The 26175-nt window shown below is 72.7% G+C and carries 23 protein-coding genes and 2 tRNA genes; 20 read left to right on the plus strand and 5 right to left on the minus strand.

The window, feature by feature from the left end:
• Positions 1-20: 20 nt before the first annotated feature.
• Together EXE57_RS17715 and EXE57_RS20415 are read left to right on the plus strand one after the other, a co-directional pair.
• Positions 21-626: a mycothiol-dependent nitroreductase Rv2466c family protein gene (locus tag EXE57_RS17715; protein WP_135079810.1), complete on the plus strand. Its 606-nt coding sequence runs from the start codon at positions 21-23 to the stop codon at positions 624-626.
• 115 nt (positions 627-741) lie between these two features.
• Positions 742-1800: an N-acetylmuramoyl-L-alanine amidase gene (locus EXE57_RS20415; protein WP_135079812.1), complete on the plus strand. Its 1059-nt coding sequence runs from the start codon at positions 742-744 to the stop codon at positions 1798-1800.
• A gap of 4 nt (positions 1801-1804) precedes the next feature.
• On the opposite strand, the gene EXE57_RS17725 is transcribed toward EXE57_RS20415, so the two are convergent.
• Positions 1805-2488 (minus strand): GOLPH3/VPS74 family protein, encoded by a 684-nt coding sequence (locus EXE57_RS17725; protein ID WP_135079814.1) that lies wholly within the window; start codon positions 2486-2488, stop codon positions 1805-1807.
• 70 nt (positions 2489-2558) lie between these two features.
• On the opposite strand from EXE57_RS17725, the gene metG reads away from it, so the two are divergent.
• The 3 genes from metG (at position 2559) to EXE57_RS17740 (ending at position 6208) form a co-directional block, all read left to right on the plus strand.
• On the plus strand, positions 2559-4358 hold the full coding sequence (gene metG, locus EXE57_RS17730) for a methionine--tRNA ligase (protein ID WP_135079816.1): 1800 nt from the start codon (positions 2559-2561) through the stop codon (positions 4356-4358).
• A gap of 6 nt (positions 4359-4364) precedes the next feature.
• The gene (locus EXE57_RS17735; RefSeq protein ID WP_135079818.1) at positions 4365-5198 is read left to right on the plus strand and encodes an alpha/beta hydrolase; all 834 of its coding nucleotides are present in this window, start codon (positions 4365-4367) and stop codon (positions 5196-5198) included.
• A gap of 131 nt (positions 5199-5329) precedes the next feature.
• Positions 5330-6208: a glycerophosphodiester phosphodiesterase gene (locus EXE57_RS17740; protein WP_135079820.1), complete on the plus strand. Its 879-nt coding sequence runs from the start codon at positions 5330-5332 to the stop codon at positions 6206-6208.
• Between the two features lie 16 nt (positions 6209-6224).
• On the opposite strand, the gene EXE57_RS17745 is transcribed toward EXE57_RS17740, so the two are convergent.
• Positions 6225-7490, minus strand: coding sequence for a GNAT family N-acetyltransferase (locus tag EXE57_RS17745; RefSeq protein ID WP_135079822.1), 1266 nt, complete (start codon positions 7488-7490; stop codon positions 6225-6227).
• Positions 7491-7554: 64 nt separating this feature from the next.
• Between EXE57_RS17745 and EXE57_RS17750 the strand changes: the two genes are divergently transcribed.
• The 12 genes from EXE57_RS17750 (at position 7555) to EXE57_RS17805 (ending at position 17790) form a co-directional block, all read left to right on the plus strand.
• Positions 7555-8124: an LURP-one-related family protein gene (locus EXE57_RS17750; RefSeq protein ID WP_135079824.1), complete on the plus strand. Its 570-nt coding sequence runs from the start codon at positions 7555-7557 to the stop codon at positions 8122-8124.
• Positions 8125-8150: 26 nt separating this feature from the next.
• Positions 8151-8657 carry a ribose-5-phosphate isomerase gene (locus tag EXE57_RS17755; protein ID WP_135079826.1) on the plus strand — a complete coding sequence of 169 codons (507 nt, stop codon included), beginning with the start codon at positions 8151-8153 and terminating at the stop codon, positions 8655-8657.
• Positions 8650-9498, plus strand: coding sequence for an Fpg/Nei family DNA glycosylase (locus EXE57_RS17760; protein ID WP_135079828.1), 849 nt, complete (start codon positions 8650-8652; stop codon positions 9496-9498). The genes EXE57_RS17755 and EXE57_RS17760 overlap by 8 nt, the downstream gene beginning before the upstream one ends.
• Positions 9499-9505: 7 nt before the next feature.
• Positions 9506-10612 carry a PP2C family protein-serine/threonine phosphatase gene (locus tag EXE57_RS17765; RefSeq protein ID WP_135079830.1) on the plus strand — a complete coding sequence of 369 codons (1107 nt, stop codon included), beginning with the start codon at positions 9506-9508 and terminating at the stop codon, positions 10610-10612.
• 73 nt (positions 10613-10685) lie between these two features.
• Positions 10686-10759: transfer RNA gene (locus EXE57_RS17770), tRNA-Gly, on the plus strand.
• A 32-nt stretch (positions 10760-10791) separates the two neighbouring features.
• Positions 10792-10864 (plus strand) — tRNA-Pro (locus EXE57_RS17775).
• A gap of 72 nt (positions 10865-10936) precedes the next feature.
• On the plus strand, positions 10937-12355 hold the full coding sequence (gene tig, locus EXE57_RS17780; RefSeq protein WP_135079832.1) for a trigger factor: 1419 nt from the start codon (positions 10937-10939) through the stop codon (positions 12353-12355).
• A gap of 146 nt (positions 12356-12501) precedes the next feature.
• Positions 12502-13692 (plus strand): PGAP1-like alpha/beta domain-containing protein, encoded by a 1191-nt coding sequence (locus tag EXE57_RS17785; RefSeq protein WP_135079834.1) that lies wholly within the window; start codon positions 12502-12504, stop codon positions 13690-13692.
• A gap of 131 nt (positions 13693-13823) precedes the next feature.
• Positions 13824-14417, plus strand: a complete 594-nt coding sequence (locus tag EXE57_RS17790; RefSeq protein ID WP_135081109.1) for an ATP-dependent Clp protease proteolytic subunit — start codon at positions 13824-13826, stop codon at positions 14415-14417.
• Positions 14299-15033, plus strand: a complete 735-nt coding sequence (locus tag EXE57_RS17795; RefSeq protein ID WP_425271691.1) for an ATP-dependent Clp protease proteolytic subunit — start codon at positions 14299-14301, stop codon at positions 15031-15033. The genes EXE57_RS17790 and EXE57_RS17795 overlap by 119 nt, the downstream gene beginning before the upstream one ends.
• Positions 15034-15177: 144 nt before the next feature.
• Positions 15178-16461, plus strand: coding sequence for an ATP-dependent Clp protease ATP-binding subunit ClpX (clpX, locus tag EXE57_RS17800; protein WP_135079838.1), 1284 nt, complete (start codon positions 15178-15180; stop codon positions 16459-16461).
• A 132-nt stretch (positions 16462-16593) separates the two neighbouring features.
• Complete coding sequence (locus tag EXE57_RS17805; protein WP_135079840.1) at positions 16594-17790, plus strand: hypothetical protein; 1197 nt, start codon at positions 16594-16596, stop codon at positions 17788-17790.
• Positions 17791-17819: 29 nt separating this feature from the next.
• Here the strand turns inward: EXE57_RS17805 and valS are convergent, their stop codons facing one another.
• Positions 17820-20429: a valine--tRNA ligase gene (gene valS, locus EXE57_RS17810; RefSeq protein WP_135079842.1), complete on the minus strand. Its 2610-nt coding sequence runs from the start codon at positions 20427-20429 to the stop codon at positions 17820-17822.
• Positions 20430-20439: 10 nt separating this feature from the next.
• Positions 20440-21951 (minus strand): M48 family metalloprotease, encoded by a 1512-nt coding sequence (locus tag EXE57_RS17815; RefSeq protein WP_135079845.1) that lies wholly within the window; start codon positions 21949-21951, stop codon positions 20440-20442.
• A 122-nt stretch (positions 21952-22073) separates the two neighbouring features.
• Between EXE57_RS17815 and EXE57_RS17820 the strand changes: the two genes are divergently transcribed.
• The 3 genes from EXE57_RS17820 to EXE57_RS17830 are packed head-to-tail and all read left to right on the plus strand — an operon-like array spanning position 22074 to position 24762.
• A complete protein-coding gene (locus tag EXE57_RS17820; RefSeq protein WP_135079847.1) occupies positions 22074-22985 on the plus strand; it encodes a GNAT family N-acetyltransferase in 912 nt (303 codons plus the stop codon).
• A gap of 26 nt (positions 22986-23011) precedes the next feature.
• Positions 23012-24370 (plus strand): bifunctional folylpolyglutamate synthase/dihydrofolate synthase, encoded by a 1359-nt coding sequence (locus EXE57_RS17825; RefSeq protein WP_135079849.1) that lies wholly within the window; start codon positions 23012-23014, stop codon positions 24368-24370.
• Entirely contained in the window at positions 24367-24762 is a 396-nt protein-coding gene (locus EXE57_RS17830; protein WP_244246890.1) for a DUF4233 domain-containing protein, read from the plus strand. The genes EXE57_RS17825 and EXE57_RS17830 overlap by 4 nt, the downstream gene beginning before the upstream one ends.
• 102 nt (positions 24763-24864) lie before the next feature.
• Here the strand turns inward: EXE57_RS17830 and EXE57_RS17835 are convergent, their stop codons facing one another.
• Positions 24865-26133 carry an MFS transporter gene (locus tag EXE57_RS17835; RefSeq protein WP_135079851.1) on the minus strand — a complete coding sequence of 423 codons (1269 nt, stop codon included), beginning with the start codon at positions 26131-26133 and terminating at the stop codon, positions 24865-24867.
• Positions 26134-26175 lie beyond the last annotated feature (42 nt).

The raw sequence follows: 26175 nt of genomic DNA on the forward strand, positions 1-26175 counted from the left end.
AGGGACGAGGTTGCCCCAGCATGACCCCCACCAATGCAGACTTCTGGTTCGACCCTGCCTGCCCCTTCGCCTGGATCACCTCCCGCTGGATCCGCGAGGTCGAGAAGGTCCGCGACATCTCGGTCACCTGGCACGTCATGAGCCTCGCCTACCTCAACGAGGACAAGGACGTGCCCGACGAGTACCGCGAGTTCCTCAAGGACGCCTGGGGCCCGGTGCGTGTCGTGATGGCCGCCGAGCAGCTCCACGGCAAGGAGGCGCTGCTCCCGCTCTACACCGCGCTCGGCACCCGGCGCCACCACGACGGCCGGGACTTCGACCGCGCGACGATCGAGGAGGCGCTGGTCGAGGCCGGGCTGCCGACCTCGCTGGCCGACGCGATGTACGACTCCTCCTACGACGACGCGATCCGCAAGTCCCACCACCTCGGCATGGACCAGGTGGGCCACGAGGTCGGCACGCCGACCATCGCCTTCGACGGCACCGCGTTCTTCGGCCCGGTCATCAGCAGCATCCCCCGCGGCGAGGAGGCCGGCCAGCTCTGGGACGGCTGCATCGCCATCGCGAAGGTGCCGTTCTTCTACGAGCTCAAGCGCTCCCGCACCCGGGAGCTCGACTTCAGCTGACCCGCCGGGTCGACCCCGCGGCCGTGCCCGCGGGGTCGACACCGTGGCGGGCGTGACGCATGATGCCGGGGTCATGCGACTCAGCCCAGCCCCCCGTGTCCTGGTCGCAGGAGTGGTGAGCCTGCCCCTCCTGGCCGGCCTCCCACCCGCAGCCCCCGCCGAGGCGCCGCCACCCATGGTCCGGCTCACCGCCGCCGACGGCTCGGTGGTGCGCGCCGCCGAGGAGCCGCTCGCCCGCGGGACCTCGCGGTTGCAGACCACGTCGTACTCCCTCGTGGGCGCGACCTGGCGGGGTGCCGCCCCCCGCGTCTGGTTCCGCACCGCTCCGGCCGAGGCCTGGCGGCGGCTGCCCGTGCTCGAGGACGGCCCGACCATCGGTGCCGCCGAGGCGTCAGGAGCGCGGCACGGCACCGACCTGGTGTGGACCGGCCCGCAGCGTGACGTCGAGGTCCGGGTCGCTGGCTCGGGCCACCGTGACCTCGAGCTGGTGCTGATCGATCCCGGCACCCTCGCCACCGACCGGACGGCGGCCCCGGCGCCCCGGGCCGCGGCGACCGAGGCGGCGGACGGCGAGGCCCGCCGACCCGTGCTGCGGACGCGTCAGGACTGGGGCGCCAAGCCGCGGCTGCGCAACGGCCGGCCCCGCTACCTCGACCGGCTGCAGCAGGTCCACGTCCACCACACCGCGACCGGCAACGGCTACCGCCGTTCCGACGTCCCGGGCATCATCCGCGGCATGTACCGCTACCACACGCAGTCGCTCGGGTGGTTCGACCTCGGCTACAACTTCCTCGTCGACCGCTTCGGGCGGGGCTGGATCGGCCGCTCCGGTGGCGCCCACCGCCTCGTCCAGGGCGCCCACACGCTGGGGTTCAACCACCAGTCCGTGGGAGTCGCGGTCATCGGGAACCTCGAGCAGCGCCGGCCCTCGAAGGGCGCCGTCCGGATGGTGACCCGGATCGCGGCCTGGAAGCTCGACAAGCACGGCCGGGACGCGGTCGGCACGGTCCGCACGACCTCGACGGGCAGTGACCGCTACCGGGACGGCCAGCGGGTGCGGCTGCCGGTCATCGACGGCCACCGCGACACCAACGACACCGCGTGCCCGGGCCAGCGCCTCTACGACCGGCTGCCCGCGATCCGACGGCGGACCCAGGCCCGGATCGACGGCTGACGGGTCAGCTGCCGCCGGCGGTGGTCGCGGCGGTGGAGGCCACGACGGCGGCTGTGACCGCCGCCTGGGCCGCCTGCACGGCGTCGCGCACGGCGTCAGCCGCCCAGGCTCCCTCGGCCACGTCCTTCGCACGGCGCTTGACCTGCCGGGCCTTGAGCCGGTCGGGGTCCACGACCTTGTGGGCCTGGTCGACGGCGGCGAGCAGCGCCACCAGCCCGGCCGTACGCGGGTCGGGGTCGACCCCGGTCACGAGCACGTCCTGGAGCCGCTGCCGGACGGCCCGCTCGTGGGCCGCGTCGGCCGCCGGCCAGGTCGTGTGGGGGAACAGGCCGAGGAACCGGCCCTCGCGCCGCTCCAGCAGCCCGCGGTCGACGAGCCGCTCGAGCAGCTGCTCGCGGACCCCCTTGCCGATCCGGTTGGTGAGGTCCTGTGCCGACCGCGGCTGCTTGGCGACCGTCGCGAGCGCAGCGGCCAGCAGGGGGTCCGACGGTGCTGCCGTCCCGGTCGCGCGCACCTTCGCGCTCGACCACACGCCCGTCTTCTCGGCCACCTCGACGGCGCCGGAGAGGGCCAGCTCGACCAGCAGCGCCCCGCCGAAGAGCGGGCGCGCCACGCTCGACGCAGCCATGGTCCCCTTGTCGTCGTCGAGCAGCAGCAGGGCGAGGTCCTCCGCGATCAGCGTCTCCACGCGACCACCGTAGGACCGTGGGCCGAAACCGGCCACGGACCGCTGCCGGGCCACTCCTAGGATGACCCGCATGACCCATGTCCTGTCTGCCGTCGCCTGGCCGTACGCCAACGGCCCGCGCCACATCGGCCACGTGGCCGGTTTCGGCGTTCCCTCCGACGTGTTCAGCCGGTACATGCGGATGGCGGGCCACGACGTGCTCATGGTCTCCGGGACCGACGAGCACGGCACCCCGATCCTGGTCACCGCCGACAAGGAGGGCGTCAGCGCCCGCGACCTCGCCGACAAGAACAACGCCGTGATCGTCACCGACCTGGTCGACCTCGGGTTGTCGTACGACCTCTTCACCCGCACCACCACCGGCAACCACTACCGGGTCGTGCAGGAGATGTTCCGCACCTGTCACCGCAACGGCTACATGGTCGAGCAGACGACGCAGTCGGCGATCAGTCCCTCGACCGGCCGGACGTTGCCCGACCGCTACATCGAGGGCACCTGCCCGATCTGCAAGTACGCCGACGCGCGCGGCGACCAGTGCGACAACTGCGGCAACCAGCTCGACCCCACCGACCTGATCGACCCGCGCAGCAAGATCAACGGCGAGACGCCCGAGTTCGTCGAGACCCAGCACTTCTTCCTCGACCTGCCCGCGCTCGCGGAGGCGCTGGGGGAGTGGCTCGACGAGCGCGAGGCGTCGGGCACGTGGCGTCCCAACGTCATCAAGTTCAGCCAGAACATCCTCAAGGAGATCCGGCCTCGCGCGATGACGCGCGACATCGACTGGGGCATCCCGGTGCCGGGTTGGGAGGACCAGCCGACCAAGCGGCTCTACGTCTGGTTCGACGCCGTCATCGGCTACCTCTCGGCCTCCATCGAGTGGGCGCGCCGGCTCGGCGAGCCCGACCGGTGGCGCGACTGGTGGAACGATCCCGAGGCCCGCTCCTACTACTTCATGGGCAAGGACAACATCGTCTTCCACTCCCAGATCTGGCCCGCGGAGCTGCTGGCCTACGACGGGCGCGGGAGCCGGGGCGGCGAGCCCGGCGACTACGGCGTGCTCCAGCTCCCCACCGAGGTCGTGTCCTCGGAGTTCCTCACCATGGGCGACCAGCAGTTCTCCACCTCGCGCGGCCACGTCCTGTACGTGGGTGACTTCCTGGCCCGCTACGGCCCCGACCCGCTGCGCTACTTCATCTGCGCGGCCGGGCCCGAGACCTCCGACGCGGCCTTCACCTGGGCCGACTTCGTCACCCGCAACAACTCCGAGCTGGTCGCCGGGTGGGGCAACCTGGTCAACCGCACGGCGACGATGATCTCCAAGAACTTCGGGGAGATCCCACCCTGCGGCGACCTCGAGCCGGTCGACGAGGCGGTGCTGGCCAAGGTCCGCGCGGGCTTCGACACTGTCGGCGACCTGCTCGCCCACCACCGGCTGCGGGCGGCCACCGCCGAGGCGATGCGGGTCGTCGGCGAGGTCAACCGCTACCTCACCGTCACCGAGCCCTACAAGATGAAGGACGAGTCGCAGCGCGAGCGGCTGGCGACCGTGCTGCACGTCGCGGCGCAGTGCGTCAGCGACTGCAACACGCTGCTCTCGCCCTTCCTGCCGCACTCCGCCAACAAGGTCCACCTGGTGCTCGGGGGCGAGGGCGAGTTCATGCCGATGCCGCGGGTCGACCAGGTCGACGAGCTCGAGCCCGACCACGGGGCCGGACTGACGTCGTACCCGGTCATCACCGGCGACTACTCCGGCACGCCGGCCTGGGAGTCGCGGCCGGTCCGGGTCGGGGCCACGGTGGCGAAGCCGACGCCGGTCTTCACCAAGCTGGACCCCTCCATCATCGACGAGGAGCTGGCCCGGCTGGGCTGAGGTGACATGACCGATCTCCGTGGACCACTCGTGACCGAGGGCGACCGCGCCGCCGTCGCGGCGGACCGGGCGGCAGGGCGGGCCGAGGCCGCCCACGAGACCAAGCCGGCCGTCGACCGCGTGGCGGACGTGGACGCCGGCGGCGTACCGGCCCGGCTCTACACGCCGGAAGGCGCGACCAGCGCGTTGCTCTACGTCCACGGCGGTGGCTTCGTGATGGGCGACCTCGTCACCCACGACGGCATCGCCCGCCGGCTCGCCGTGGCGACGGGGATGGCCGTGCTGCTCATCGACTACCGGCTGGCCCCCGAGCACGCCTGGCCCGCGGCTGCCGACGACACCTGGGCCGCCGCCGACTGGCTCGCGGACCAGGGCTTCGAGCGGCTCGCGATCGCCGGGGACTCGGCCGGTGCCACGCTGGCCCTCGGCGAGGTGCTGCGCCATCCCGGACGGTACGACGCGCAGGTGCTCGTCTACCCGTTCGTCGACCCCGCCGGGCGGACCTACGACCGCGAGCTGGCCGGCGTCGACCTGACCCTGGACCGGTGTGCGTGGTTCTGGCGCCTCTACGTCCAGGGAGCAGACGCGTCGGGGGACGAGGCCTTCCACGTGCTCGACCGGGAGAGCCTGGCGGGACTGCCGCGGACGCTCGTCCAGCTCGCCGAGCTGGACGTGCTCACCCCGACCGGGCACGTGCTGGCCGACCTGCTGGCCGGCGACGGCGTCCCGACCGAGGTGGTGGTCTATCCGCGCGTGCCGCACGGATTCTGGCGCCGCACCGACAACGACCAGGGCGAGCGGGCCGTCGCCGACGTCGCGCGCTTCCTGACCGCTCCCTGACACGCACCGTCCCGACGCCGTCATGTCGGGCAGAGTTGGCGGCGGCGTCATCCTGTGTCACGCGGGGATGGGCAGGGTGACGTCATCGAGGCCGGCCACTCGGGGCCGGCCCATCACTCTCGGGAGAAACCATGCCTGTCCTCGTCCGCCTCCTCGGACTCCTCCTCGGACTCCTCCTCACGACCCTCCTCGGCGTCGGCCTGGCGGCCGGCGTCGCCGCGCCTGCCCAGGCCGCGCCCGGCAGCGATGTCGACGTCGTCGCCCACCGCGGCTCCTCGGGTGCCGCGCCGGAGAACACGCTCGCCGCCGTGCGCCTCGCCGTGCAGCAGCGCTCCGACGTCGTCGAGAACGACATCCAGCGCACCCGCGACGGGGAGCTGGTGATCCTCCACGACACCTCGCTGGCCCGGACCACCGACGTGGAGGAGCGGTTCCCCGACCGGGCGCCGTGGAACGTCGCCGACTTCACGCTGGCCGAGATCCGCACCCTCGACGCCGGATCGTGGTTCGCGCCGGAGTTCGCCGGTGCCCGGGTGCCGACCCTGGCCGAGTGGGGCGACGCCGTCGGTCGTCGCACCGGCATGCTGCTGGAGGTCAAGAACCCCTCGCTCTACCCGGGCATCGCAGCCGACCTCGACCGGCAGCTCGACGCCCTGCCCGTCTTCCGCGCCGCGCTGCGCGCCGACCGGCTCGTGGTCCAGTCCTTCGACCACGCCTGGCTGCGGACCTACGACCAGGTGGCGGGGAACGTGCCCGTCGGGCTGCTCTTCGCCGGTGGACCGCCGACGGAGGCGCAGCTGGCCGACGCCGCGACCTGGGCCGAGCAGGCCAACCCCGCCCTCGGCGACATGACCGAGGCCACCGTCGACCAGATCCACTCCCACGGGTTGGAGACCCACGTGTGGACCGTCAACGACGGCCAGGGCATGCGCCGCGCGATCGGCTGGGACGTGGACGGGGTCATCACCAACTACCCCCAGGTGCTGCGCGACATCCTGCGTCGCGGCTAGGCACACCCTGGAGCGGTCAGAAGCCGCTGGCGGGCGTGGGCGCGAGGTCGGTGCGGAACGCCCGCCACAGCTCCCCGATCGCGCCCGGCCGGTGCTCGGACAGCACGCCCGCACGGAGCATCGCGACCAGGTTGGTGCCCCCGAGGTACGCCGAGCCGAGCGCCGCGACCGGCAGCGAGGCGTCCGCGTCCGCGTCGGTCCGCGTGGCCGAGCCCTCGCCACCCCGGGTGACGATCCGCCAGCGACCGGCCTGCCACGGCGCGGCCGGGTCGTCGACCTCGACGACCACGTCGCAGTCGCCGACGTACGACCGGAGCGGCAGGGCCGCCGGGAGGTCGACGATCCGCAGCCACAGGTTGTCGGTGGTCTCGACGTCGCTGGCGCTGCGGGGGCCGATCCACTGCCACAGCGGGTCGTCGACCCCGACCTCGGGGACCTTGACGCTCGCCATCAGGTCGAAGTCGACCAGCCGGCGCAGAAGCGCCAGCCGGGTGGCGGGCGCGCCCACCACCGCGAACACCTCGAGCTTGCCGCCGGGCCGTCCCTGCTCCCACTTGTGCTCGCGCCGGAACGCCGCGTGCCCGACGTCGACGCCGTCGCGCTGGGCGAAGAGGAAGCGCATCGGCTCCTTGTCGCGGGTGGCGCGCGGCTCGCGCTGGTGGATCACGATGGCCTCGAAGAAGCCGAGCTCCCCGACCACCATCCCCGGCTCGCCCACGGCGACGCGCAGCTCGCACTCCCGCAGCCGCTCGGCGATCCCCGGGTCGGCCAGGCCGGCCATGCGGGTGCGCAGGGCGGCCGCCTCCTCGTCGAGGCCGGGCGCCTTCAGCTCGGTGCCCCGACCCAGGGACACCGCGAAGGTCAGCGACGCGACGCCCCAGCCGTGGCGGCCGTAGATCGCCGCCTCGCTGGCGTGGAGGGCGGAGATCGCGACGCCCTCGCGGTGGGTCTGCTCGACGTGGTGGCGCAGCATCGCCGTCAGCACGCCGCGGCGCCGCTGGTCGGGGTGGACGCCGACCCAGGTGAGGCCGGCGCACGGCACCAGCCGCGCGCCCTCGCCTCCGGGCACGGCCAGCTGCAGCGGGCGTACGCCGTAGATGCCGGCGTACGTCGCGGGGTCGGCGTCGGGCACCTCGGCCGCGAACCGCTGGTCGGCGGGCACCCCGGCGAGCTCGTCGGCGGCGGGGAGGCTCCCGGGCTCGTCGAACCACACCACCTCGTCGGTCGCGAGGTAGCGCTCGTCGTCGGTGGCGCGGTCGACCCGGACGTCGCTGGTGGTCATCCCCCCAGCCTGCCGTGGTGCGCGCCCGGCCGCCACGCGTTATCGCGTGGCTACCCTGACGGCCATGACCGCCGAGATGTACCTGCCGACCTTCCACGTGCGCCAGAAGTTCGCGATGACCACGAACCGCTACGCCCTGTACGCCACGAACGCGGACGGCTCGGACGGCGCGCTGATGGGGCTGGCGCAGCAGAAGCGGATGGCCTTCAAGGAGCACGTCACCTTCTACGCCGACGAGCAGCAGACGCGTCCGGTCTTCTCGTTCAAGGCGCGCAAGAAGGTCGACCTCAACGCCGGGTACGACATCGCGGACGAGGCAGGGCAGCCGATCGGCTTCTTCCGCAAGGACTTCGGCGCCAGCCTGCTGCGGTCCACCTTCCACGTGGAGGGCCCCGGCTACACCGGGACGGGTCAGGAGCGCAGCCAGGGCGTGGCCCTCGTACGCCGCTTCGTCGACATCCCGTTCCTGCCGATCCACTTCGACTTCGTCGACCCCGCCGGCGCGCCCCTGATGTCGGTCGAGCGCCAGGGCTCGGTCCGCGACACCTACACCGTCCGCGTCCCCGACCCCCGTGTCGACTTCCGCGTGGCCGCCGCCGTGGCCGTCGGCCTCGACGCCCTGATGCAGCGCTGACCCCGGGCTCTGGGAAGATGCCCGCCATGCGCGTCCACCTCGGCTCAGACCACGCCGGCCTCGACCTCAAGGCCCACCTGCTCGCCTGGCTCGCCGAGCACGGCTACGAGGCCGTCGACCACGGGCCGTTCGTCTACGACCCCCTCGACGACTACCCCGTCTTCTGCCTGCGTGCTGCCGACGCGGTGGCGGCCGAACGGGCCGAGGGCCGCGACAGCCTCGGGGTCGTCGTCGGCGGCTCCGGCAACGGCGAGCAGATGGCCGCCAACAAGGTGGCCGGGATCCGCTGCGCCCTGGTCTGGTCCGAGGAGACGGCCGTGCTCGCCCGCGAGCACAACGACGCCAACGTCGTCTCCGTCGGCGGCCGGCTGCACTCCCTCGACGACATGACCCGGTTCGTGGAGGTCTTCCTGGCCACCGGGTTCACCGGCGAGGAGCGTCACGTGCGGCGCATCGGCCAGCTCGCGTCGTACGAGACCACGCGCGAGCTGCCCCCGCTCCCGGAGTCGGCGCTCGGCCGGGGCGATGCCTGAGGGCCACACCCTCTTCCGGATCGCCGGCGAGCTGCGCGACGCGTTCGGAGGACTCCCGACCGCGGTCAGCTCCCCGCAGGGCCGGTTCGCCGCCGATGCCGCGCTGGTCGACGGTGCCGTGCTCCTGGGGGCCGAGTCCGCCGGAAAGCACCTGTTCGTCGCGTTCGAGGGCGACCGGCTGGTCCACGTCCACCTCGGGCTGATCGGGCAGCTCGACACCCGCACCGGGCTGACCGACGTCCCGCTGCCGGTCGGGCAGGTGCGGTTGCGGCTGCAGGCACGCCGCCCCGACGGCCTGGCGTACGCCGACCTCCGCGGCGCCATCATCTGCGAGCTCGTCGACCCGGCCCGTCGCGACCGGGTGCTGGCCGGGCTGGGCCCGGACCCGCTCCGCGAGGACGCCGAGCCGGACCGGGCGTGGCAGCGGATCCGTCGCAGCGCGCGGCCGATCGGCGCGCTGCTGCTCGACCAGAAGGTGCTCGCAGGCGTGGGCAACGTCTACCGGGCCGAGGTGCTCTTCCGGCACCGGATCCACCCGCTGCGGCCGGGCCGCACCCTGCGGGTGGGCCAGTGGCAGGCGATGTGGGACGACCTGGTCCTGCTGCTCGCCGAGGGCGTGAGACTGGGCCGCATCGACACCGTCCGCCCCGAGCACACCCCGGAGGCGATGGGTCGCCCGCCGCGTCGGGACGACCACGGGGGAGAGGTCTACGTCTACCGGCGGACCGGGCAGCCGTGCCTGGTGTGCGGCCGTGCGGTGCGGACCGAGGAGCTCGAGGGGCGCAACCTCTTCTGGTGTCCCGGATGTCAGCCGAAGTTCCGCTCCCGAGCCGTACAGTGACTGCCCGATGACCAGCAACGACCGGCCCGGTGGCCGGACCCCCCGCCTCCGCGGCGCCGTCGCCGCTGCGATGCGCCGGAGCACGCCCCCGGAGAACCGCGCCCTGCTCCTGCTCATCGTGCTCTCGATGTGCCTGGCCGTGCCGCAGTGGCTCTTCCCCGAGCTGGTGCCGGTCACGGCGCTGGTCCTGCCGCTGATCATCGGCAGCCTGAGCCTCGGCCCGCGACAGCTGCCGTGGTTCGTCGTGTTCGTGCTGCTGCTCGTGGTGGTCTCGCTCGGCCGCCTCACCGAGAGCGACGACGTGAACTCGCGGGTCCTCGGCGGGATCGTGGTGCTCTTCATCGCCGGCTTCATCATCCTGCTCAGCTCGTTCCGCCGCAGTCGGCTCGGTGTCGCGGGGGTGCGAGGCGAGTCGATGCTGGTCGACCTGCGCGACCGGATCCAGAGCCAGGGCACCATCCCCACGCTGCCGGTGGGCTACCACGCCGAGTTCGCCCTGAGCTCCGCCGGCGGCACCCCGTTCGCGGGGGACTTCGTCGTCACCGCAGGACCTCCCGAGCGCAAGCGTTTCGACGTCGTCGTCGTCGACGTCTCCGGCAAGGGCGAGGGTGCCGGCACCCGCGCCCTGCTGCTCTCGGGGGCCTTCGGCGGCCTCCTCAACGCGCTGCCGCCCGCGGAGTTCCTCCCTGCCGCCAACGCCTACCTCCTGCGCCAGAGCTGGGAGGAGGGGTTCGCCACCGCGGTCCACCTCTCCCTCGACCTCGAGAGCGGCTTCTACGAGCTGCGCAGCGCCGGTCACCCGCCGGGTGCCCACCGGATCGCCGGGTCGGGGCGCTGGGTGGTCCGGGCCGGGGACGGGCCGGCACTCGGGCTGCTCGACGGGGTCGACTTCCCCGCCGTACGCGGCCAGCTGCGGCCGGGGGACGCGATCATGCTCTACACCGACGGCCTCGTGGAGACCCCCACCAAGGACATCGGCCTGGGCATCGACCGGATGCTGGGCCAGGCCGAGCAGCTGCTCCGGGGCGAGTACGACGGCGGGGCGCGTCGGCTGATCGACGCCCTCGGGTCGCGCAGCGACGACCGTGCGCTGGTCCTCGTCGCCCGCCGCTGACCGCCTCGGTTGGGGCCTGACGAGGCCGGTGTGGCACGATGACAACGCACATTTCGCGGCGCGAAGTGAGCGCGCGGATGTAGCTCAATGGTAGAGCCCCAGTCTTCCAAACTGGCTACGCGGGTTCGATTCCCGTCATCCGCTCCAAGCGGTCGGCGGACAGCCTGCGGGCCACTTGGCGGGGCGTAGCGTAGTGGCTAGCGCGCCTGCTTTGGGAGCAGGAGATCGCAGGTTCGAGTCCTGTCGCCCCGACGTGCGGTGGTCCAGCTGACGCACGACCACCGTCCGAGCACGACCCCAACACCGACACAAGGAGATCCACCTGTGAAGAGCGCCGTCGAGACCTTGAGCCCGACCAGGGCCAAGCTGACCGTCGAGGTGCCCTTCGAGGAGCTCAAGCCGAGCCTCGACGCGGCGTACAAGACCATCGCCCAGCAGATCAACGTCCCCGGCTTCCGCCGTGGCAAGGTCCCGCCGACCGTGATCGACCGCCAGGTCGGCCGCGGGGCGGTCCTCGACCAGGCGATCAACGACGTGGTCCCGCAGAAGTACATCGAGGCGCTCCAGGAGAACTCCCTCGAGCCGCTGGCCCAGCCGGAGATCGAGATCACGAAGCTCGAGGACAACGAGACCCTCGAGTTCACCGCCGAGGTCGACATCAAGCCCGAGATCGAGCTCCCGGCCTACGACGGCCTCGAGGCGCAGGTCGACGACGTCGAGCTGAGCGACGCCGACGTCGAGGAGCAGGTCGAGGCGCTGCGTGAGCGCTTCGCCACGCTGACCGACGTCGACCGCCCGGCCGCCGACGGCGACTTCGTCGTGATCGACCTCGCCGCGACCCAGGACGGCGAGCCCGTCGAGGGCGCCGAGGTGTCCGGCATGTCCTACAAGGTCGGTCGTGGCGGCATGCTCGACGGCCTCGACGAGGCCCTCGCCGGCATGGCTGCCGGCGAGGACAAGACCTTCACCTCCCAGCTCGTCGGCGGCGACCTCGTCGGCGAGGACGTCGAGGTCAAGGTCACCGTCAACCAGGTCCAGGAGCAGGAGCTCCCCGCGCTCGACGACGAGTTCGCCCAGATGGCGAGCGAGTTCGACACCGCCGAGGAGCTGCAGGCCGACGTCCGCGAGCGCCTCGGGCGCGGCAAGCGGCTCGAGCAGGCCGCCGCGGCGCGCGACGCGGTCCTCGAGGCGTTCCTCGACCAGGTCGAGGTCCCGCTCCCGGAGACGATGGTCACCGACGAGCTCAACTCGCGGCGCCAGTCCGTCGAGCAGCAGCTGATGATGGCCGGCATCACCATGGAGAAGTACCTCGAGGACGAGGGACAGACCCAGGAGGAGTTCGAGGCCGAGCTCGAGCGCCGGGTCCGGGACGCGGTCGCCGCGCAGTTCCTCCTCGACGAGATCGCGAAGAAGGAGGAGTTCGGCGTCGACCAGGGCGAGCTCTCCGAGCACCTCGTCCGCCGGGCCCAGCAGTCCGGGCAGGACCCGCAGGAGTTCGCGAACCACATGTTCGAGCACAACCACATCCCCGAGCTGGTGCAGGAGATCCTGCGCGGCAAGGCGCTGGCGACGATGGTCGAGGCGGCCACCGTCACCGACGCCTCGGGCAACGTGGTGGTCCTCAAGGGCCTGCGCCCCGACGGCACCATCGGCGAGCCGGAGGACGAGGCCGAGGCCGAGTCGGGCTCGGAGGAGACCGTCGAGGCTGCTGACGAGGTCGAGGAGACCGCGGAGAAGGCCTGATCGCTGGGCTGCGTCGGTTTCCCCGGTCGAGCGGGGAAACCGGCACCTGGCGGCCGAAGCTTCGGCCGCCAGGCGCACGACTCGCCCACCAGGTCCGCCCCTGACTTGGTGCACATCTGTGCACTCACCGGGGTATCGTGGGCACCATGACCTCGACCCGGTCGCCCGCCGGCCCCCGCGAGCCGACGGTGCTGGACGCCCTGTCGCTGCTCGCCGAGGTGGGTGAGGAGCTGGTCGTCCGGACCGTGCGCGACACCCACCTTGCGTGGGTGGACCGGGTCCACGGCGTCGGCCGCCGGGTCACCCGCTCCGGGCCGGGGGTCGCGGAGGTCGCCCATCGCGGCATCGCCGGAGCCGTGTACGGCGGCCTCGGTGCGGGGCTGCGAGCGGCCGCACGCGGGCTCGACGACGCCGGCGCCCGGGGTCCCCGGCTCGAGGCCGACCCGCGGGGGCGCTTCCTCAACGCCGCGGTCAACGGGCTGATCGGCGACCGGCTCGAGCGCGAACGGCCCTCGTTGGCGATCCCGATGGCGGTCCGGCGCGACCATGCCGACGTACGCCCGGAGCGCGGCGCGCTCGCCGAGGCCTTCCCCGACGCCACCGGCCGGGTCGCGGTGATGCTGCACGGGCTCTGCGAGAGCGAGGCCGCCTGGTCGGCGGGCCGCGACCGCCGCGGCACGACGTACCCCGAGGCGCTGGCCTGCCGAGGCTGGACCCCCGTCCTGCTCCGGGCCAACTCCGGGCTCCCGCTGCGCGACAACGGCGCCGCCCTCGCCGGACTGCTCCAGGACCTCGTCGAGGCCTGGCCGGTCGAGGTGGAGCGGATCGCCCTGGTCGGTCACTCCATGGGGGGTCTCGTGATACGGGCCGCCTCGGCGGTGGCCACCGGGGCCGACCGCCCCTGGGTCGACAGGGTCACCGACGTGGTGACCCTCGGCAGCCCCCACCACGGCAGCCCGATCGCACGCGGCGTCGGCCGGGGGAGCCGCGCGCTGGGGCTGCTGCCCGAGTCGGCGGCCTTCGGCCGGATCCTCGAGTGGCGCTCGACCGGCGTGCGCGACCTCGTCGAGGGTCTCGGCGCGGACCTGCCGCCGCTCCCGAACGCCCGCTACCACCTGGTCGCCGCCACGCTGACCGGCTCGCCCCGGCACCCGGTCGGCGCCGTGGCCGGCGACCTGCTGGTCCGGCTCCCGTCGGCGTACGGCCGCTCGGGCCGGAGGTCGGCCGTCCGCGAGCTGTTCCCGGGCGCCGACCTGCTCCACGTCCCCCACGCGGACCACTTCGACCTGCTCAACCACCCCCGGGTCGAGCAGGCGCTGCTGGAGTGGCTCGGCTGAGGCCACCGAATCCGCTGTTGGCGAACAGGGGCCCATCACCCGTGGAACTGTCCGTCCTTCCGGCTAGGGTCGCAGTCGTGAACCAGAACTCCAGCCCCACGCTCTCCCCGGAGGCCAACGGCGGCTCCTCGATGTACGGGCTCGACGACCACATCTACCAGCGGCTGCTGCGTGAGCGGATCGTCTTCCTCGGCTCCGAGGTGCGCGACCAGAACGCCAACGCGATCTGCGCCCAGCTCCTCCTGCTGTCCGCCGAGGACCCCGAGGCCGACATCTTCCTCCACATCAACTCGCCGGGTGGCTCCGTCGACGCCGGCATGGCGATCTACGACACCATGAACTACATCCCCAACGACGTCGCCACGGTCGGCATGGGCCTGGCTGCCTCGATGGGCCAGTTCCTGCTCTGCGCCGGGACCAAGGGCAAGCGCTACGCCCTCCCCCACGCGCGGATCATGATGCACCAGCCGTCCTCCGGCATGGGGGGCTCGGCCTCGGACATCAAGATCCAGGCGCAGCAGTCGCTGCACATCAAGAAGGTGCTGCTCGATCTCATCGCCCAGCACACCGGCCAGCCGGTCGAGCAGATCGAGAACGACGCCGACCGTGACCGGTGGTTCACCGCCGACCAGGCCCTCGAGTACGGCCTCGTCGACCAGGTCATCAAGAGCGCCCGCGAGGCCGCCGACGAGGGCCGCCCCGCGCGCAACCAGGACAAGGACTGAGGACGACGTGAACTACTACATCCCGCAGTGGGAGGAGCGGACGTCGTACGGCTTCCGCCGCATCGATCCCTACGCCAAGCTCTTCGAGGACCGCATCATCTACCTCGGGACCCCGATCTCCGACGACGTCGCCAACGCGGTCATCGCCCAGCTCATGTGCCTGGAGTCGATGAACCCCGACCAGGACGTCCAGATCTACATCAACTCCCCGGGTGGCTCGTTCACCGCGCTCACCGCGATCTACGACACGATGAACTTCATCAAGCCCGACGTGCAGACGGTGTGCATCGGCCAGGCCGCCTCGGCGGCCGCGATCCTGCTCGCCGCCGGCACCCCGGGCAAGCGGACCGCGCTGCCCAACAGCCGGATCCTGATCCACCAGCCCTACACCGAGGGCACCTTCGGCCAGACCTCCGACATCGAGATCCAGGCCAACGAGATCCTCCGGATGCGCGAGCTGCTCGAGCGGATGATCTCCGACCACAGCGGTCGCGACCGCGAGCAGGTCAGCCAGGACATCGAGCGCGACAAGATCCTGACGGCCGAGCAGGCGGTCGAGTACGGCCTCATCGACGCGGTGATCCAGCCGCGCAAGGGCGCCCCCGCCCTGACATGACCCGACACGACGCGTTCCTCGTGTCACCCGCAGTCCGCGGGTGGCACGGGGTACCGTCGTCTGGCTGCCCCCGTGGGGGTGGCCCTGAGTTGAGCGGTTCCGGCGCACCCCGTGGTGCCGGACTGGAGCGGAGGATGATTCCCCTTGGCACGCATCGGTGACGGTGGCGACCTGCTGAAGTGTTCCTTCTGCGGGAAGAGCCAGAAGCAGGTCAAGAAGCTGATCGCCGGTCCCGGCGTCTACATCTGCGACGAGTGCATCGACCTCTGCAACGAGATCATCGAGGAGGAGCTCAGCGAGGGGACCGAGGTCAGCCTCGCGGAGCTGCCGAAGCCGAAGGAGATCTTCGAGTTCCTCAACTCCTACGTCATCGGCCAGGAGCAGGCCAAGAAGTCGCTCGCGGTGGCGGTCTACAACCACTACAAGCGGGTCCAGGCCGGGCTGCAGCCGACCGTGGGCAAGCACGCCAAGGAGGAGGCGGTCGAGGTCGCCAAGTCCAACATCCTGGTGATCGGTCCGACCGGCTGCGGCAAGACCTACCTCGCCCAGACCCTCGCGCGGATGCTCAACGTCCCCTTCGCGATCGCGGACGCCACGGCCCTTACCGAGGCCGGGTACGTCGGCGAGGACGTCGAGAACATCCTGCTCAAGCTGATCCAGGCCGCCGACTACGACGTCAAGAAGGCCGAGACCGGGATCATCTACATCGACGAGATCGACAAGGTGGCCCGCAAGGCGGAGAACCCCTCGATCACCCGTGACGTCTCCGGCGAGGGCGTCCAGCAGGCGCTGCTCAAGATCATCGAGGGCACCACCGCCTCCGTCCCGCCGCAGGGCGGTCGCAAGCACCCCCACCAGGAGTTCATCCAGATCGACACCACCAACATCCTCTTCGTGGTGGGTGGTGCGTTCGCCGGCCTCGAGGGGATCATCGAGCAGCGCGTGGGCAAGAAGACCCTCGGTTTCACCGCCGAGGTCCGTGGTGCCGCCGAGCGCGACTCCGACGACCTGCTGGCCATGGTCCGTCCGGAGGACCTCACCAAGTTCGGGCTGATCCCCGAGTTCATCGGCCGGCTCCCGCTGATCGCCAGCGTCAACAAGCTCGACCAGGAAGCGCTCTGCCAGATCCTGACCGAGCCCCGCAACGCCCTCACCAAGCAGTACCAGAAGCTCTTCGAGCTCGACGGCGTCGAGCTCGAGTTCACCGACGAGGCGGTCAAGGCGATCGCCGACCAGGCGATGGAGCGTGGCACCGGTGCGCGGGGGCTGCGCGCGATCATCGAGGAGGTCCTCCTCCACGTGATGTACGACGTCCCCTCCCGTGGCGACGTCAGCAAGGTGGTCGTGACCGGCGAGGTCGTGACCGACGAGGTGGCCCCGACCCTGGTGCCGCGCGAGGCCGAGTCGAAGAAGAAGAAGTCCGCCTGACCCCCGATCGGCCCTCCGACTGGTCATCGCGGTCTAGTCACTTCTAGTCATTTGTCGCCCGGGCCCTTCTCTGCCGCCTGAGCCCCCCCGACACTGGTCAAGGACCGCTCGGGCGCTCGGGAGAGGGATGTCATGGAGATCAACCACAGCAGGCCGGCACTCGCCTTCGGCGTCGTCGCGCTCCTCTGCGCACTGGTGGTCTCCGGGGTGTTCCGGCCGGGCACCGTGCCGACCGCGCTGACGCCCCACGGGATCTACTCGACCCTCCTCGCCTTCGAGGTCGTGCCCGGCATGGGTGTCCAGCAGACGATGATCGCCGCGCAGGAGCCCGAGGCCCCGTCCGTGCCCGATGGCCAGGCGGTCGAGCTGGCTCCGGCAGTTCCCGGCGCGCCGGTCGCTCCTGAGCCGGCCCCCGTCGAGCCCGCGACCGTGGTCCCGGCGGCCACCCCGATCGCGCCGACGAACGGCGGCAACGGGGGCAACGGGGGCAACGACGCCGCCGGTGGCGTCCGCAGCGAGATCAGCAACGCCGGCGGTGACGGCACCCAGGGCGGCGGCAACCCCGTCGAGCCTGGCACCCCCGGTGGGAACCCGGGGACCCCGGGCGACCCGGACACCCCGGACGGCGACGGCGGTGGCGGCGTCATCGACAACCCGGACGACGACGGTGGCGGCGTCATCGACAACCCGGACGACGACGGCGGGGTCGACTACCCCGACGGTGACGACGGCGGGGTCGACCAGCCCGACGGTGACGACGACGGCGACGGCGACCACCCCGACGACGACGGTGACGACGACGGCCACGGGAATGGCCACGGGAACGGGAACGGGCACGGGAATGGCCACGGCCACGGCCACGGGAACGGCCATGGCCACGGCCACGGCAACGACGGTGATGAGGCCACCGGCGGCGACCGGGACCGCGACGACCGGGACCGCGGCGACCGTGACCGGGGTGGCGAGGACCGCGGTGACCGCGGCCACGACGGTGACCGGGACGACGAGGGTCGCGACGACCACGACCGGGACGACCACGACGGTGACCGCGACGACCACGGCGACCGGGGGCGGGACGACCGCGGCCACCAGGGCGACCGGGACCGTGACCACGACCGAGGTCAGGAGAAGAGCCACGGCGGCCGCGACGGCGACCGGGGCGACCGCGACCGGGGTCGAGACGACCAGCGCCACCAGGACCGCGGCGACCACGACCGCGGCCACCGCGGCGACCACGACCGGGGAGACCGCGGCCACCGCGGCGACCACGACCGGGGAGACCGCGGCGACGACCGCGGTCGGGGCGGCTCGCACGGCGCTCGCCGCTGACGGGGCGCCCCTCCAGCGGGCGTCGGGGATCAGTCGGTCTCGGCCAGCTCCGCCTGCACCGTGATCTGGTCGGCGCCCGCGACGCTGGTGAACACCAGGTCACCGGTGATCCTGCCCGAGGACCGCAGGTCGGCGGCGGCCTTCTCGACGGCCGCCACCTGGTCGGCCGGGCCGGAGATCTCCACCCGGGCCAGCGGTGCCTTCATCGAGACCTTGGCCTGCGACTTCGCGCCCCGGATGCCGATGAGGGCGGCGGCCACCGCGTCGATGAGCGAGGGGTCGGCCGCCGCGGCAGCACCGAGGTCGGTGCTCACCGGCCAGGAGGCGGTGTGGATCGACCCGTCGCGCCACCACGACCAGACCTCCTCGGTGACGTACGGGAGGAAGGGTGCGAGCAGTCGCAGCTGCACGTCGAGGGCGATGGCGAGCGTCGCGCGCGCCGAGGCGGTGCCGGGGCCGCCGGCCTCGTCGTAGGCCCGCTCCTTCACCAGCTCGAGGTAGTCGTCGCAGAACTCCCAGAAGAACTTCTCGGCCGCCTCGAGCGCGGAGGAGTAGTCGTAGGCGTCGAACGCCTCGGTGGCTCGGTTGACGACCACCTCCAGGCGACCGAGCAGGGCGCAGTCCACCGGGTCGCTGACCGCGGCGTGGTTGAGCTCGGAGTCGGCCATGCCGAGCACGAAGCGCGAGGCGTTGAGCACCTTCATCGCCAGCCGCCGGCCGACCTTCATCTGGCTCTCGTCGAAGGGTGAGTCGAGGCCGGGGCGGGCCATCGCCGCGCGCCAGCGCACCGCGTCGGCACCGAACGTCTCGAGGATCTGCGAGGGGACGACCGCGTTGCCCTTCGACTTCGACATCTTCTTGCGGTCGGGGTCGACGATGAACCCGGAGATCAGCGCGTGCCGCCACGGGGCGACGTGGTTCTCGAAGTGGGAGCGCACGACGCGGGAGAACAACCAGGTCCGGATGATGTCGTGGGCGTGCGTGCACAGGTCCATCGGGAAGACCCGCTGCCACAGGTCGTCGTCGGACTCCCAGCCGCCCGCGATGTGCGGGGTGAGGGAGGAGGTGGCCCAGGTGTCCATCACGTCGGGGTCGCCGAGGAACCCGCCGGGCCGGCCGCGCTGCTCCTCGTCGTAGCCGTGGGGGGCGACGGTGGAGGGGTCGAGCGGCAGCTCGTCCTCGCGCGGCAGCAGCGGGTGGTCGTAGTCGGGGTCACCCTGCTCGTCGAGGGGGTACCAGACGGGGAAGGGGATCCCGAAGAAGCGCTGGCGCGAGATCAGCCAGTCGCCGTTGAGCCCGCCCACCCAGTTGTCGTAGCGGTGCTTCATGTGGGAGGGCACCCAGTCGATCTCGCTGCCGCGCGCGACCATCTCGGCGCGCAGGTCGGCGTCGCGGCCACCGTTGCGGATGTACCACTGCCGGGTCGCGACGATCTCGAGCGGCTTGTCGCCCTTCTCGTAGAAGTTGGCCATCCGCTTCGTGGGCGTCGGCTCGCCCTCGAGGTCGCCCGACTCGCGCAGCCTGGCGACGACGGCCTCGCGCGCGGAGAAGGCGGTCTTGCCCTTGAGGTCCTCGTACGCCGCGGCGGCCTGCTCCCCGGACAGCCACTCCGGCGTCTCGCGGGACATCCGGCCGTCGCGTCCCAGGAGCGTGCGGACGGGGAGGTCGAGCTCGCGCCACCAGGTGACGTCGGTCAGGTCGCCGAAGGTGCAGCACATCGCGATGCCTGCGCCCTTGTCGGGCTCGGCCAGCGGGTGGGCCAGCACCGGGATCTCGACGCCGAACACCGGGGAGGTGACGGTGGTGCCGAAGAGCTGCTGGTACCGCTCGTCGTCGGGGTGGGCGATCAGCGCGACCACGCTGGGGATCAGCTCCGGGCGGGTCGTCTCGATGTGGATCGGCTCGCCGTCGGGCCGGTGGAAGGCCACCCGGTGGTAGTGGCCGGCGTACTCGCGCGCCTCGAGCTCGGCCTGGGCGACCGCGGTCTGGAAGGTGACGTCCCACAGGGTGGGCGCCTCGGAGAGGTAGGCCTCCCCGCGGGCGAAGTTGCGCAGGAAGGCGCGCTGGCTGACCAGCTGCGCCTTGGGGCCGATCGTCGTGTAGTGCTGGTTCCAGTCGACCGACAGCCCGAGGGTGCGCCAGAGCTCCTCGAAGATCTCCTCGTCCTGCTCGACGAGCTGCTCGCACAGCTCGATGAAGTTGGGCCTGCTGATCGGGAGCTGCCGCTTGGGGTCGGGCTTCTCGGGAGGGGTGAAGTCGGCGTCGTAGGGGAGCGAGGGGTCGCACCGCACGCCGAAGTAGTTCTGCACGCGTCGCTCGGTCGGGAGCCCGTTGTCGTCCCAGCCCATGGGGTAGAAGACGGCCTTGCCCCGCATCCGCTGGTAGCGCGCGACCAGGTCGGTGTGGGTGTAGGAGAAGACGTGCCCGACGTGGAGGCTGCCGCTGACCGTCGGGGGAGGGGTGTCGATGGAGTAGACGTTCTCGCGGGGCTGGGTGCGGTCGAAGTGGTAGACGCCGTCGGCCTTCCACTGCTGCGACCACTTCGCCTCGAGGCCCTCCAGCGCAGGCTTGTCGGGTACGACGACGGCGCGCCGCTCGGCACTCGTCGTCGTGGTCGCCTGCAGCTCGGTCTCGGTCATGCGGCGAAGTCTAGGAGGGGGGCGTCACGCCCGGGAAACCAGTTCCGGGGATCCGCCGGCGCCCGGGCTCCCGCAGGAAGGACTGCAGGGGGAGGGCGGCACCACCACCGTCGGGGGCCGGGACGAAGTCCGGCGACGCCCCGAGGTCGACCACCATGTCCCGCAGGGTGGGGGCGAGCGTCGGGTCCTCGACCAGCAGCCGGGCCGCCCGGGACACCTCCAGGGTGGTGCCGTCGGGCTGGACCACGTCGATCTCGCCGCCCCAGGTCGCGCTCATCCGTCCGGCGCCGCCGTCCACGAGCGCGGCGACGAGCAGCCCGGTGAGCAGGAAGGTGCCCAGCTCGGTGGTGTCGGCGGCCGGGCCTCGGACGATCCCGCGGACCCAGTCGGGGAGCCGGCCTTCACCCACGCTCCCGAGCAGCTCACCGAGCGGTTGCACGGTCCCGGTGCAGCCCGTCAGCAGCACGGCGCAGCTGTGGGAGGTGCGGGCTGCCCACGCCTCCAGGGCGAGCGGCCAGGTCAGGTCGCCGGTCGCCGCCCGCGCGGCCGTCTCGCCGATCCGCTCGAGGATGCTGGACGGCGCCCGGAGCAGCTCGGAGGTGGGGGAGCCGACCTCCTCGGGCGGGGCGTCGGCACCGACCCGGAGGCTGTGGACCCGCTCCGCGAATCCCGGGACGCCCGACCCGTCGCCGGCGGGAAGCAGCGTCTCGGCAGCGCGCGCCAGCGCCGTACGCCGGGCGGGGTCTCCCAGCAGCGACTCCAGACCGACCAGCAGGGGGCGCGGGGCGACGCCGAGCGCGAGGCCCGGGGCGACGAACTCCTCGTGCCACCACTGGCTGCCTGCCCGGACGACGTGCGCCCAGCCCATCGCGCGGGCGGCGGTGCGCGGCCCGCCGACGAGCGCGGCCACGTCGTCGGCGGCGAGCAGTGCCTCGCTCCGCAGCGCGCTCACGCGTCGGTGCAGCGTCCGGGCGGGCTCCCGGGTGAGTCGACGGCTCGCCAGGACGCCGGCGAAGGCGCGGAAGCGCTCGACCGGCCCGGCCGCCTCGGCCCACCCCGACTCGGCGGTCGCGAGGGCGCGGGCGATGAGCGCCCCCACGGCGGGGGCGTCCAGGACGAAGAGCAGCGGGACGCCGATGTCGAGGTGGCTCCGCTCACCCGGCCAGGCACTGATCGCGCCCACCGCGGTCAGCCGCACCTCGTCCGGCGCCTGCACCCCGGCGAGCGAGGCCGCCTCGTCGACCAGGCCCCAGAGGTCGGGCTGCTCCTGGGGGGTCACGGCCACCGCTCCGGGGGCGTCCTCGCGGTCGAGGGGCGCCGGGGGAAGGTGCCGCACGGCGAGCCACGTCGTGAGGAGAAGGCCGCCCCACAGGGCGGTCACCAGCCCGACCAGCGGGGTGAGGACCCGGACGGGGTCGACGAGCAGGATGCCGAGGAGCGCCACCAGCACCACGAACGGGCCCACCAGGACCAGGCTGCCCCACGTCGCGAGACGTACGGCATGCGCAGCGGAACCGGTCACGGCACCTCCCCCGACGAGCCAGCCGGGGCCCACGACCCGGCGCTCCGAGGGTATCGGCGTGCCGCCCGCGGCCGCGGGAAAATGGCGCGAATCGCAGCCGTGCGGAGCCCTAGGGTCTGTCCATGCCGGAGGACCCCACGCTGACCTTCCACGAGGACCCCGCCGCCTTCCTGGCCGAGGCGGGGGAGCACCTTGCCGCGGACCCGGTGCTCAACACCGTGGTCGCGTCGGTCGCCGAGCGCGCCGCGGCCGAGGACGCCGACGGCGTCACGGACGGGGCGCCGTACCGCTGGTGGGTCGTGGCCCGCGACGGTAGCGGTGAGGTCTGCGGCGTGGCGATGCGCACCGCACCCTTCGAGCCGTACCCGCTCTTCGTGCTGCCGATGCCCGACACCGCCGCGCTGGCTCTGGCGCGCGCCCTCCACGCGCGCGGCGAGCAGGTCGTCGGCGTCAATGGTGCCGTCCCTGCCGCCCGGGTGTGCGCGGAGGAGCTCGCGCGGCTGGCCGGGGGCGAGGTGGCCGACGGGCCGCACACGCGGCTCCACCGGCTCACGGCCGTCACCCCGCCGCGGCCGGCGCCGGGGAGCCTGCGGCAGGCGCGACCTGCCGAGGTCGACCTGGCGCTGGCGTGGTTCGAGGCGTTCGCCGTCGCCGCCGACGAGCAGGCCGGGCGCGAGCCGGGCACCATGCACGCGATGAGCGCCACCCGTGAGGGGATGGAGCGGCGCATCGCGCTCGGTGAGATCTGGCTCTGGGTGGACGACGACGACGTCCCCGTCCACCTGACCGCGGCCCACCCGCCGGCCTTCGGCGCCGCCCGGATCGGGCCGGTCTTCACCCCGGCCGAGCACCGGGGGCGCGGCTACGCCGGGTGCACGGTGGCGGCCGTCTCCCAGCGCGTCCTCGACGCCGGCGCCCAGCCGTGCCTCTACACCGACCAGGCGAACCCCACCTCCAACCAGCTGTACGCCGCCCTCGGCTACCGGCCCGTCGTGGACATGGTCGAGCTGCTGGTGCGCGGAAGCGGGACCTGAGCCGCGACGTCCTAGACTCGGCGGCGATGAGTGAGACTCCCGCCGCGCCCCGTCTGGCCCAGACCTTCGAGGAGGTCGAGGACGCCCTGCTGTCCCGGTGGCCCGAGACGCGCCTCGAGCCGTCGCTGGACCGGATCCGGGCCTTCACCGAGCTGCTCGGCGACCCGCAGCACGGCTACCCCGTCATCCACCTGACCGGCACCAACGGCAAGACGTCGACGTCCCGGATGATCGACACGCTGCTGCGCGCGATGGAGCTGCGCACCGGCCGCTTCACCAGCCCCCACGTGGAGCGCATGAGCGAGCGGATCTGCGTGGACGGCCGGCCGCTGACCGACGAGGAGTTCGTCGAGGCGTTCAACGACGTGGCGCCGTACACCCACCTCGTCGACGGGTCCGAGCCCTATCCGCTGTCGTTCTTCGAGGCCGTGGTCGGCATGGCGTACGCCGCCTTCGCCGACGCCCCCGTCGACGTGGCCGTCGTCGAGGTCGGCCTCGGCGGCACGTGGGACGCCACCAACGTCGCCGACGGCACGGTGGCGGTCGTGCTGCCGGTCGCCGTCGACCACGCGAAGCTGCTCGGTGACGCCCCGGCCCAGATCGCCCTCGAGAAGGCGGGGATCATCAAGGCCGGCGCCACGGCGGTGCTCGCCGAGCAGCAGCCGGACGTGGCCGAGGTGCTGCTGCAGCGGGCGGCCGAGGTCGGCGCGACGGTGGTCCGCGAGGGCGTCGACTTCGGCGTGGCCGCCCGGACCGCTGCCGTCGGGGGCCAGATGGTCTCGCTGCAGGGCCTGCGGGCGCGCTACGACGACGTCTTCCTCCCGCTGCACGGAGCCCACCAGGCCCAGAACGCCGCGGTCGCCCTCGCGGCCGTGGAGGCGTTCGCGGGAGAGAGCCCCCTCGACGACGAGCTGGTGCGCGGCGCGTTCGCCGAGGTCAGCTCGCCGGGTCGGCTCGAGGTCGTCCGGCGCAGCCCCACGATCGTGCTCGACGCCGCCCACAACCCGCACGGTGCCGCGGCGGCCGCCGCCGCGCTCGAGGACTCCTTCAGCTTCGAGCCGCTGGTCGGGGTGATGGGCGTGATGGCCGACAAGGACCACACCGGCGTGCTGGCGGCCTTCGAGCCGCACCTGAGCCACGTCGTCTGCACCCAGAATTCCACCGACCGGGCGCTGCCCGCCGCCGACCTGGCCCGCGCCGCGCGCGAGATCTTCGGCGAGGACCGGGTCACGGTGGAGCCCAGGCTCGCCGACGCGCTGGATGTGGCCGCGGCGATCGCCGAGCAGGGCGACACCGGCAGCTCGCTCTCCTCCGGCGCGGTGCTCGTCACCGGCTCGGTGGTGACCGTCGGCGAGGTCCGGGCGATGCTCAGGCGGCGTCCGTGAGCGAGCAGGCCGCGGGTGCGACCCGCTCGCCCCGCCGCGGCATGTGCGCGGCCGTGCTGGCCCTCGAGGGGATCGTGGTGGCGCTGTCGACGCCCGTCATGGTCGTCGTCTCCGGGGTGTCCCTCGGCACGGCCCTGGCGGTCGGGCTCGGTGTGGCCGCGGCCTGCCTGGTGCTGGCGGGCATGCTCCGCTCCGAGGCCGCGTACGTCGCCGGCTGGGTCGTGCAGGTCGCCGCGATCGGCATCGGGGTGGTCGTGCCGATGATGTTCCTCCTCGGGACCGTGTTCGCCCTGCTCTGGGGCACCGCCTTCTTCCTCGGCCGCCGGATCGAGCAGGACCGCGCCGCCGCGTACGCCGCCTACGAGGCGCGCGACTCCGGCGACCCCGCCTGACCTCACGCCGAGATGGGCCCCCGCACCGTTCGAGATGGGCATCCGTGACGGCCAGACGGTGACGGACGCCCATGTCGGAGGTTGCTCAGGCCCATCTCGACGTCATGACGGGACAGCGACGGGACGGGCGCGCTCGGCCCGCAGCGCGGGCAGGTAGAGGAACGCGCCGAGGATGCTGAAGGCGCCGGCGGTCACCATGGCGACCTGCGTGGAGGTCGCGCCGGCGAGCAGGCCGAGCGGCGGGCCGAGCAGGGCGAAGGAGATGAAGAACACCATCGAGTTCATCGACAGCACCGTCGCCCGGTTGCGCGCCTGCGCCTCGCGGTGGAGCAGCGAGGAGTGCATCGGCTCACCGGTGCCGTGCAGCCCGTAGGTCAGGAGGTACGCCGCGATCAGCGCGACCGGGCCCGCGACCAGGCCCATCGTGACCGCGCCGAGGCCGTTGAGCACCCGGGCGAGGATGGCGGTCCGGGCCACCCCGATCCGGCCGCTCGCGAAGCCCGCCAGGGCTGATCCCAGCGCGAACACGCCCCAGCCGACCGCCGCGACCGGTCCCATCAGCGCGCCGGCCTGCTCCTCCCCGCCCACGAGCTCGGCGAGCCGCAGCGGCTGGAAGGTCTCGAACACGACGAGGGCCGCGGTCCAGAACACCTCGACGAGCACCAGCGAGAGCAGCACCCGGTTGTGGTGCAGCAGGCTGAAGCCGTCGCGGATCACGCCGGGTGCCTCGCGGGCCGAGACGGCCGCTCGCCGCAGGCCGGTGGTGTCGACGTGGGTGCGCGGCTCCCTCATCAGCAGCACGATCGCGAGCAGGTAGACCGCGTTGAGCGACACCCAGCAGACCATCGGGAGCAGCAGGGCGGTGCCGGACGACAGCGGGTGCCAGGCGACCAGGCCGCCCGACACCACCGCGCCGATCGCCATCGAGGCGCCCATCACGGTGCCCTCGGTGGCCAGGGTCTGGTCGACGTCGGCGCCCGGCTCGGTCGCGTGGACGGTGTCGACGTACCAGGCCTCGAGCGGGCCGGAGTCGAGCGCCCGGAACACGCCCTGCAGGGCCGCCCCGAGGGCGAACGCCCAGAAGGCCGGTGCCCAGATCAGGACCGCACCCGCGACGATGTTGACGGCCGCGGCCGCGATCAGCACCGGCCGCCGCCCCAGGGCGTCGGCGAAGCCACCCGTGGGCAGCTCCAGCACGAACACCACGATCCCGGTGAGCGAGAAGGCGAGCAGCGTCTGGGCTACCGTCAGGCCGCGCTCGACGAACCAGAGCGTGAAGATGCCGACCACGAGCCCGACGGGGAACCAGCGCGCGACCGTCAGCAGCAGGAAGGCGCGCCGGGCCGCTGCTGGTGAGAGCAGGTCGGACATGGTGGTTCTCCCCCGAGACTGATGGCGCGTGGCCGGCACACC

The sequence above is a fragment of the Nocardioides euryhalodurans genome (assembly GCF_004564375.1).
In the GTDB taxonomy this organism is placed as follows: Bacteria; Actinomycetota; Actinomycetes; order Propionibacteriales; family Nocardioidaceae; genus Nocardioides; species Nocardioides euryhalodurans.